General features: G+C 77.0%; 4 protein-coding genes and 1 pseudogene. 4 read left to right on the top strand and 1 reads right to left on the bottom strand.

Annotated features, from left to right (window positions below):
* Nucleotides 1–2,038, bottom strand: a pseudogene (locus tag EBN88_RS26215) (hypothetical protein); the annotation flags it as partial.
* A 191-nt stretch (nt 2,039–2,229) separates the two neighbouring features.
* On the opposite strand from EBN88_RS26215, the gene EBN88_RS26210 reads away from it, so the two are divergent.
* The 4 genes from EBN88_RS26210 (at nt 2,230) to EBN88_RS26195 (ending at nt 8,884) form a co-directional block, all read left to right on the top strand.
* Nucleotides 2,230–5,802, top strand: a complete 3,573-nt coding sequence (locus EBN88_RS26210; RefSeq protein WP_147472853.1) for a CHAT domain-containing protein — start codon at nt 2,230–2,232, stop codon at nt 5,800–5,802.
* 335 nt (nt 5,803–6,137) lie between these two features.
* A complete protein-coding gene (locus tag EBN88_RS26205) occupies nt 6,138–6,848 on the top strand; it encodes a vWA domain-containing protein (protein WP_147472852.1) in 711 nt (236 codons plus the stop codon).
* A gap of 64 nt (nt 6,849–6,912) precedes the next feature.
* Nucleotides 6,913–8,106 (top strand): protein kinase domain-containing protein, encoded by a 1,194-nt coding sequence (locus EBN88_RS32480; RefSeq protein ID WP_267902608.1) that lies wholly within the window; start codon nt 6,913–6,915, stop codon nt 8,104–8,106.
* Nucleotides 8,099–8,884: a 4Fe-4S single cluster domain-containing protein gene (locus EBN88_RS26195; protein WP_122399528.1), complete on the top strand. Its 786-nt coding sequence runs from the start codon at nt 8,099–8,101 to the stop codon at nt 8,882–8,884. Before EBN88_RS32480 ends, EBN88_RS26195 begins: the two co-directional genes overlap by 8 nt.
* Nucleotides 8,885–8,960 lie beyond the last annotated feature (76 nt).

Here is an 8,960-nt window from a genome sequence, read left to right as displayed (position 1 = left end):
CCGCCGCCCGCAGCACCATCGAACGGCCCAGCTCCAGCGCCGCCACGGCCTCGGCGGCGCGGCCCGCGTGTGCCGCCTCGTGCGCCAGCCGCCGCCCGTGGGCCGCGCCCGCGCGGGCCACCAACAGGCCGTGTTCGGCGCCCAGTTGGAGCAGCACGTCCTCGGCGCTCTCGACCAGCGCGGCATGTCCCTTCGCCAGCGCGGCGGTCAGGTCGGCGCGGACCCGCTCCGGGTCGGCGCCGATGTGCGCGCCGATGTGGTGGCGGGCGAGCAGGGTGCTCGACAGCTCGGTCAGCGCGTCGGACCTGCGGAGCGCCCCTGAGCCGGTGGCGGCGAGGCGGTCGGCGCGCTCCAGCTCGGTGACGGAGGCGTCGAGCGCCTCGGCGTCGTTGCCGAGCAGGGCCGCGCGGAGCAGCGTCTGGCCGAGCAGGAACCGCAGCACCGCCTCCTGCCCGTGGACGAGCCCCGGCCCCTCAAGTGCCGTGCGCAGCGCGGCGATCGCCTCGTCTGCGGCCTCCCGGTCGGGCTCCAACTCGGACACCTGGGCCAGCACCACGGCGCGCCGCAGCACATGGAGGTGCGCGAAAGGGCCGCCGGTCGCGGCCGCGCCCGCCCGCAGGAACGCGCGGGCCCGGCCCAGCCGTTGGGCTCGTTCCCCGCCCTCCGCCCGCAGGGCGTGCTGCCGGTGGGCCAGGCCCAGCACGAGGGCCACCACCGGGCGCATCGGGTCCTCGGGCGGCAGCGCCTCGTGGAGGCGGCCCAACTCCCCGATCAGCCGGGGCGCAACGGCCGGGTCGCCCTCCCTGCTCGCGAGATCCAACTCCAGGAAGGCGGCGTCGACGGCCAGTTGAACGTTGAGCGGCGAGGCGTCGGGCAGCGGGCCGCGCCGGTCGCGGTCGAGCACCGCGCGGGTGGCGCGGGTGAGGGCGGCCGAGGCGTCGGAGTCCTGGAGGCTGCCGGAGAGCCGCCCCGCCTGCCCGAGCACGCCGGCGAGTTGGGTCCGCGCCAGCTGGCCCTCCCGGCTGTCCTCGGGCAGCGCCTCGACGGCCTCCAGCATCGCGGCCGCCGCGCGTTCCAGCAGCGCGGGATCGCCCTCGCGGAGGGCCCGCAGATAGTCGCCGGACGCGGCGAGGGCGCGTTCCTGCTCGGCGCGGCCGGGCCAGCTCCGGCCGGGGCCGTCCCCGGTCACCGGCTCGGCGTCGGCCGCGTCCGCCTCGCCCCAGGCCGGCGCCGCCGGGTCCAGGGTGCTCAGCAGCAGCCGAAGATAGGAGCGGAGCTTCGCCAACTCGGCCCGGTCCGGGGCGGTGTGGGGCAGCGAGTCGAGCAGCCCGTCCAGCCTCGCGAGCAGGATGCGCAGCTGCTCGGGCCCGGTGGCGCCCTGCCGGGCCAAGTCCTCCTCCCCGGCCCCGGCCGCGTCGCCCAGCGTCCCCAGCAGCATCCGGAACGCCGCCCCAACGCCCCCGGGCGCGGCGCCGGCGAGATCGGTGGGGGCCGCGTCGGGCCGGCCCGCGTCCGCCTGGGCGATCAGCCGCCGGAAGAAGCCGAGGCGCGTGCGCAGGACGGGTTCGAGCGGGGCGGCGTCGAGGCGGTCCAGGATCGCCTCGATCTCCTCCCGATGACGGCCCAGGGCTTCGGCGACTGGTTCGTGCCCGGCCCCGAACAGGGCGCTCTCCCGCAGCGGTTCGGTCACGGATTCGGCGGAGGGCGCCAGCTCGCGAAGGAGCGCGAGGCGGGCCCGCACCGCCAACGGGTCGCCGTGCGAACGGTGTTGGTGCGTCCAGCGCAGATGCGGCAGGGCGGCCTCGCGGTCGCCCTCGTCGTCGCGCAGGACCAGCAGCAGCGCCAGGCGCGGCACGACGACCGCCCTGAGCGGGTCGCCCTCGGGCAACAAGCCCTCGATGGTGGCCAGTTGCTCGGCGGCCTGGTCCAGCCCATCGCCCCCGCCGCGCAGCAGCACATCGGCCTGGCTGACCACGATCTCCGCCCAGGCGCGCACCCCGGGCGCCACACCCCGCTCGCCGTCGTCGTCGTTTCCCATCGCGGCGCCCCCTTCCGGCCCTCCGGATCTCCCCATCCAAGACCAGCCGCGCGCGCCGCACCCGGCAACCCCGCGTCGGAGACCGGAAGTTGACCGGTAAACGCCCGGCGAAGGGGGCGAGAAACGGAGCACGGCTGGGAAGGGTGTTCGGGCAGGGGCCGGCGGAACGGGGAAACGGGGAGGGCAACAGGGTGGGGATCGCTGAGGCGTTGGTGCGCTCGGAGGGCATGGTGCGGCCGTTCTTCACGGGGGAGCGCGGCAGTCCGGGCGATGGGGCGCGCCGGCGGGCGCAGTTGGACCCGACCATCCTCGAACTCGCCGAGGCCGCCCGGAACCTGGAGCCCGGCGACCCGTTGGCGGCGACGATCCGGGCCCGCCTCGGCTGCCTCTACGGGCTGCGGCACATCGTGCGCTCGCGCTTCGAGCAGGGGGAGGACGGGGCGCGCGACCGGGAGCGGGCCATCCGGATGCTGCGCGCGGCGCGCCGAACGGACGGGCCCTCGCGGCTGGGCGCCGAGGACCGGGTGAGCACGGCGTGGATGCTGGCTTCGCTGCTGATGCCGGCGGCCCAGGCCATGCCGGCCGGCGGCGGGGCCGTGCCCCGGGCGGACGAGCCGAGGGCGCGAACGCCCGGGCTCGGCCTCGACCCGGGCAGCCCGCGCCTCCGGGCGGTCTTCGCGGAGTTGGAGAGCCTGCTGCCCGACCTGCGCTCCGCCGAGGTGCCCGACCATCTCGCCGGGACGCTGACCCACCTGACCTGGCTTGTCTCGATGGCGCAGTCGCTCTTCTCCTCCCGCACCACCACGGACGCGGCGCACGCCGCCGAGCGCGCCGGGGAGACCATGCCCGAGACGCTGCCGGACGGCGAACGTGGGAGGCAGATCTTCGCCTCGATGCGCACGCTCTTCGGCGGCCTCCCGGAACAGCCGCTCAACCAGCCGGTGGAGAACGACGAGCCGCCGGACGCCGGCCGTCCGCCGGGCGACGACCGTTCGCCGGGCAGCGACCCGCCGCCCGACCCGGCGGCCGAGACCGCCGGGGCCGGACCGGCCGCCGGGGCCGAACAGATGGCCGGGGTCGAGGGGTTCGCGTCCCTCATGGCGCTGCTGGGCGGGTCGGCGGAGCCCGGCTTCGCCGGCGCGGAGCGGATGCGGGAGGTGGCGGAGTCGCTGACCGCCGAGGGGCGCGGCGCCGGCGCGGTGTTCGCGCGGCTGGAGCCGGTGCTCGCCGCCCTGGGCTCCGCCGCGCTGGCCATGCGCACCGGCGGCTCAGAACAGCTCGCCGAGACCGGGGCGCTGTTGGAGCGCCTCGGCGAGGACGATCCGGAGCTGGCCTCGCTGCTGGTCCCGTTGCTCCCGATGATCTCCCTCTGGCAGGGAGGCAGCCGCCAGGACCAGGACGCGCTGCTGGAGGCGTTGGCCGCCCTCGTGCCCGAGCCGGCCGGCTCAGGCACGACGGCGGCGGCCGGCGACGACACGACCGAAGAACCGCGGGTGCTGCTGCGGGCGACCTTGCTGGCCACCCGCCTGAGCCAGGTCGCCGAGGAGGGCGACGAGGAGGAGTTCTCCCGGACCTTCGACGCGACGCTCGCCGAACTCCGGGCGACCGCCGAACGCATCGGCGAGGCGCACCCGGCCTACGGCATGGTGCTGTCCCATATCGCCATCGCCCACAGCCAACGCGCCGTGCGCCTGCGCGACCCGCGCCTGGTGCGGGAGGCGCTCGACGTCTACGACCGGGTGGTGCGCGAACGGTCCCTGCCCGGCCCCCTGCACGCGGCGCTCGGCCGCTCGCTCCCCGGCCTGCTGGCCGTCGGCGCGGTCGTGGAATCGGACCCCACGCGGCTCACCGGGCTGGCCGAACGGGCCCGCGCCGCCCTCGGCGAGATCGGCGAGGAGCCGCTCCCCGGGGAGCGGACCCAGCTGCGCTGGGCGCTCGCCGAAGTCCTCGCGGCCACCCACGCGATGACCGGCCTCCGTTCCCAACTGGACGAGGCGATCGTCGAGGTGGTGCGCGCGGAGGAGGAGCTGGAGGACGACCCCGGCGGCATGGGCGGCACCGGACTCTCCTGGCGTCAGGCCGAGTTGTACGAGGAACGGGTGCGGGTCGACACCCGGGCGGCGATCGAAGCGGGGCTGCGTTCCCTGCGTCGGGTCGCCGAGGACGTGCTGATCCAGGTGGGCGCCGAACACGGGCTGCGGGCGGCGAGGAACGGCGTCAGCCAGGGGCTGCGCGTCGCCTCCTGGGCGATCGGGGCCGGCCAACTGCCGCAGGCCGTGGCCGCGTTGGAGGCGGGCCGGGCGTTGGTGCTGCGCGCCGCGACCGCCTCGGCGAGCGTGCCCGAGCGGCTCGCGGCGCTGGGCCACCGGGAGCTGGCCGAGGAGTGGCGCCGGGCGGAGCGCGCGCCGCGCGGGGAGCGGCCCCAGGGGCCCGAGGCGCTGCTGGCCCAACTGGGCCGCCCCGACACGGTGGTTCCCGGCGCGCTGCGCCGCCGGGCGCTCGCCGCGCTCGGCGATGAACTGACCCAACTACTCGCCGTGCCCGGCCTGCCCGAGCTGACCGGGGCGGTGGCGGCCAGCGGCGCCGACGCCCTGGTGTATCTGCTGCCCGGCGCCGCCCTGGTGGTGGGGCGCGAGGCGGGCGCCGAACGGGCGCTGCGACTCCCCGGGTTGGAACGGGGCGCGCTGGGGCCGGTCGAGGACTACCTCTCGGCCGCCGCGCGTCGCTCCGAGCGGCCGGGCGAGCCGGCCGAACAGGCCGCCTGGGAGGCCGCGTTGGAGGAGGTCTGCGACTGGGCGGGGCGCGAGGTGATGGGGCCGCTGCTGGACTGGGTGGAGGCGGGCCCGGGGCGGGCGGCCGACGCGCCGCCGCCCCGTCTGGTGCTGGTCTCCTGCGGCGACCTGGGCGTGGTGCCCTGGCACGCCGCCCGGCTTCCGGGCGGCCAACACGCCCTGAAGCGCGCGGTGTTCAGCTATGCCGCCTCCGGCGCGCAGTTCCGCGCGGCGGCCGGGCGGCGGCGCGTCCCGCCCGCCGGGCGGCCCGTGCTGGTCGCCGATCCGACGTTGCGGCTGCTGTGGGCGGTGGACGAGGTGACGACGCTGCGCGACGCCTGCTATGAACGGGCGTCGCTGTACGGGGAGTTGGCGGACGAGCAGGTACCGGTGGCGGGCCGGGGGACGCCGGAGGAGCTGCTGTCCGTGCTGCCCGGCGGCGCGGGCCCCGCCGCCTCGCTGCTGCACATCGCCTCGCACGGCTCGGCCGGGGCCAGGCCCACGGTCTCGGCGTTGGAACTGGCCGGCCGGCTGACGGTGGCCCGGGTGCTGGACCGGCCCGGCGGCCGGCCGGAGACCGTGGGGCCGGAGACCGTGGGGCCCGAGGCGGGGGAGTCAGGCGCGGGGGAGTCAGGCCCGCTGGTCGTGCTCAGCGCCTGCGAGACGGACCTGAGCACCCGCGACCACGACGAGGCGCTCACCCTCACCACGGCGTTTGTCGCGCGGGGTGCCACCGACGCGGTGGGCACCCGCTGGACCGCGACGGACGGCGCCGCCGCGCTGCTGATGGCCGTCTTCCACGACCGGTTGACGGCGGGCGGCCTGGCGCCGCCGGACGCGCTGCGCGCCGCCCAGCTGTGGATGCTCGACCCGGCGCGCACGCCCCCGCCGGGCGTCGTCGGCCGGCTGCGGCGGGAGGCGGAGCGGACGCGGCTGAGCCGCCTCGTCTGCTGGGCGCCGTTCATCCACCAGGGCAACCCGGGGGCGGCCTGAGCGTTCGGAGCGGGCGCGCGACGACCGGCGAGCGACCGGGACTTACCCGGGACTCGCCCGGGAAAAGCCGCCCGCCGACCGGCCCGGGCGGCTTCAATGGACCTTTGGCACCGCGCCGGCCGGGGCAGCCTCGCGCCCGGGGCAGCCTCGTGGCCGGGCCGGCGGGCGGCCGGCGGGCGCGGTGCGCGGGAGGGCGAGACGGAGGAGGTGACCGGGGGATGACCACGGCGGAGGAGTCCGGGTTCGGCCCGGGGGCGTCGGGACCGGCGGGGGTTTCTGGTCCTTCGGGCCCTTCGGGGCTCTGTGAACGGCAGCCGATCATCATTGTGTTGGACGTGTCGGCCTCAATGGCGCGCCCCGCCGACGCGCCGCGCATCGCCGAGGTCAACGCCGCCCTGGCCGACTTCTCCACGCGGGTGGCCGCGCAGGCGCGGATGCGGGAACAGGTCGAGGTCTGCCTGGTCGCGTTCGGCTCCGAGGTGCGGGTCCTCGACCCGGTGGCCGGCGCGCTGGTGGACGCCGAACACGCCGACCCCGCACGGGACTTCGTTCCCGTCGGCCAGCTGGAGCCGCCCCAGCTGCGCGCCGACGGCTACACCGCGCTACTGCCGGCCCTCGACGTCGCGTTGCGGCTGGCGGCAGGCCGCCGCCGGCATCTGGCGGAGCAACGGGTGCCGGTGCTGCGCCCGTTGGTGTGGCTCCTGACCGACGGCGCGCCGAGCGACGAGCACGGACGTCCCCTGGATGCCGAGGAGTTGGCGCCGATGGCCGGCCGGCTGCGCGCGGTCGAGGCCGCCGGACCGCCGGAGGACTGCGTCTTCCTGGCGATCGGCGTGCGCGGCGCTGACCGCGAGCTGCTGGAGGTGCTGGCGCCGCGCGGCACGCTGATGCTGGAGGGGGTGAACTTCACGGAGATCCTGAAGTTCCTGGTCCGCAGCTCGGTCCGGGTCGGCCGGGTCACCACGTCGGGCGAGGTCCACGACGAGGTGGCGCGGGAGGCGGAGGAGCGCCGCGCGCTGCGCGAGCTGGAGGTTGACCTGCTGTGACCACGGCAACGGGGGCGGCGGTGCCGGTGGCCCCGACCGTGCCGGCGTTCGGGGGCGGCTGATTATGGCGATCAGGGTGCGGTCGCGCGCCGGCCGCGAGTGGCTGCTGACCGAGGAGGTGGGCAGCGGCTCCGAGGGAGTGGTGTACGCGGTCCACCGCGCGCCCGGCCTGGTCGCCAAGGTGGTGCCGCGCCCGCGCGACCCGGCCGCCTACCGGCGCCGGCTGGACCGCCTGCTGCGGCAGGCCCGCGAACCGAGGACCAGCAGGCTGCTGCCGGCCGGCCAACCACCGCGCCTGGCCTGGCCGTTGGAGATCGTCACCACGGCGCGCGGCACGGCCGTCGGCTGCCTGATGCCCGACCTGCGCGTCACCCACCAGCCGCTGGAGTGCCTGCTGTCGCCGGCCGCCCGCGGCGAACACCTGCCGGCCGCGACCTGGGCGACCGGGCTGCGCGCCGCCGCCAGCCTGGCGGAACTCCTCGCCGATCTGCACGCCGAGGAGTATGTCGTCGGGGACCTGAAGCCGGAGAACCTGTGGGTGAACGCGGCCGGCGCGGTCGCGCTGGCGGACGTCGACTCGCTCCAGTTCGTAGACGGCGGCGAGACGTTCCCCTGCCGGATGCGCAGCGCCGGCTACACGGCGCCCGAGTGCGTGGACAGCGAAACGCTGCCCGACCGCGCCTCGGACAGCTTCGTGCTGGCGGTCCTGGCGCACCAGCTGTTGATGGACGGGCTGCACCCGTTCCACGGGCACCCGGCCGACGGCAGCCCCTATGTCTCGTTCGACGACAACCTGCTGCGCGGCCGCTGCCGCCTCGTCGACCGGGCCTCGGTGGTGCTGCCGCGCTTCGCCCCGCCGCTCGACCTGCTGCCGGCGGGTCTTTCCCGGCTGTTCCGGCGGGCGTTCGACGCGGCCGGTCGCCGCGACCCGTCCGTCCGACCGTCGCCGGCGGAGTGGGCGCGGGCGCTGCGGCGGGAGTTGGCGCCGGGGCGGCTGGTGGCGTGCGGGCGGGACCCGGGGCACTGGCACAGCGTGGACCGCCCCTGGTGCCCCTGGTGCGACCAACGGGCCCGGCTGGCACGGGAGGTGCCGGCCCCGCGCCGGCGAACGAAGGCGGAGCCGGCCGGGAACGCGGAGCCGGCGGCGCACGCTGGGCCGGAGGCGAACGAGCCGCGCGCCGCCGCCGCGCGTGGCACCCACCGGCGGGGCGCGGTGGCGAGCCACGAGAGCAGGAGGGGCGGGTGCCGCGATGCCTGAACCGAGCGAGGCGAACGAGCCGAACGAGTCAGCCGGGCCGAACGCGCCGAACGACCGGGCCGAGGCCGCCGGAACCCTGCGGATCAGCCGGGTCCTCGACCGGTGCGGCGTGCTGGGCCCGGGATGGCGCGCCGTGATCTGGGTGCAGGGCTGCCCGCTGCGCTGCCGGGGCTGCCTGGCCGAGGAGACCCTCCCGTTCTCCGGCGGCGAGCTGCGCCCCGTCGCCGAACTCGCTGACTGGCTGGCCGAGTTGCCGGACATCGAGGGCGTCACGCTCTCCGGCGGCGAGCCGTTCGGCCAGGCCGGCGCGCTCGCCGAGCTGCTCGACGCGGCGCGCGCCCGCCGGCCCGGGCTTTCGGCGATGGCGTACTCCGGGTTCCGGCTGGAGGCGCTGCGCCGGGGCACGTTGGCCCAGCGGGCGCTCCTCGACCGGCTCGACCTGCTGGTGGACGGCCCGTATGTCGAGGCCCGCCACGGCGACCTGCTGTGGCGGGGCTCGGACAACCAACGGCTGCTGCCGCTCAGCGACCGGTACGCCGACATCGCCGAGCGCGCCGACACCAGCGCCGGCATCGAGGTGTCCGTCGGCGCCGGCGGCACGTTCTCCTGGGCGGGGGTGCCCACCGCGCCGGGCTTCCGCGCGGGATTGGAGAACCGGCTGGGCCAACTCGGGTACGCCGTCCGGCCGTTGAACGAGGCGCGGTCCGTGGCCGGCGGAGCGGACCGGTCGGAGCGGGAAGTGGACGAGGAACGAGCCGAGACGGAGGGGACGCCATGAGCGGATCGGTCATGTACACCAGCGTCGATGTGAGCGCGGCCGCCGCCGCCCGCCAGCGGGCCCGGCGGGCCGCGCA

The sequence above is a fragment of the Streptomyces triticirhizae genome (assembly GCF_003696235.1).
Taxonomy (GTDB): Bacteria; Actinomycetota; Actinomycetes; order Streptomycetales; family Streptomycetaceae; genus Streptomyces; species Streptomyces triticirhizae.
This window is presented reverse-complemented; position numbering and strand designations above follow the sequence as displayed.

Bases quoted from the DNA above. Each gene is read 5' to 3' on its own strand.
- EBN88_RS32480 (WP_267902608.1), top strand. From the start codon at position 6,913: ATGGCGATCAGGGTGCGGTCGCGCGCCGGCCGCGAGTGGCTGCTGACC.
- EBN88_RS26195 (WP_122399528.1), top strand. From the start codon at position 8,099: ATGCCTGAACCGAGCGAGGCGAACGAGCCGAACGAGTCAGCCGGGCCG.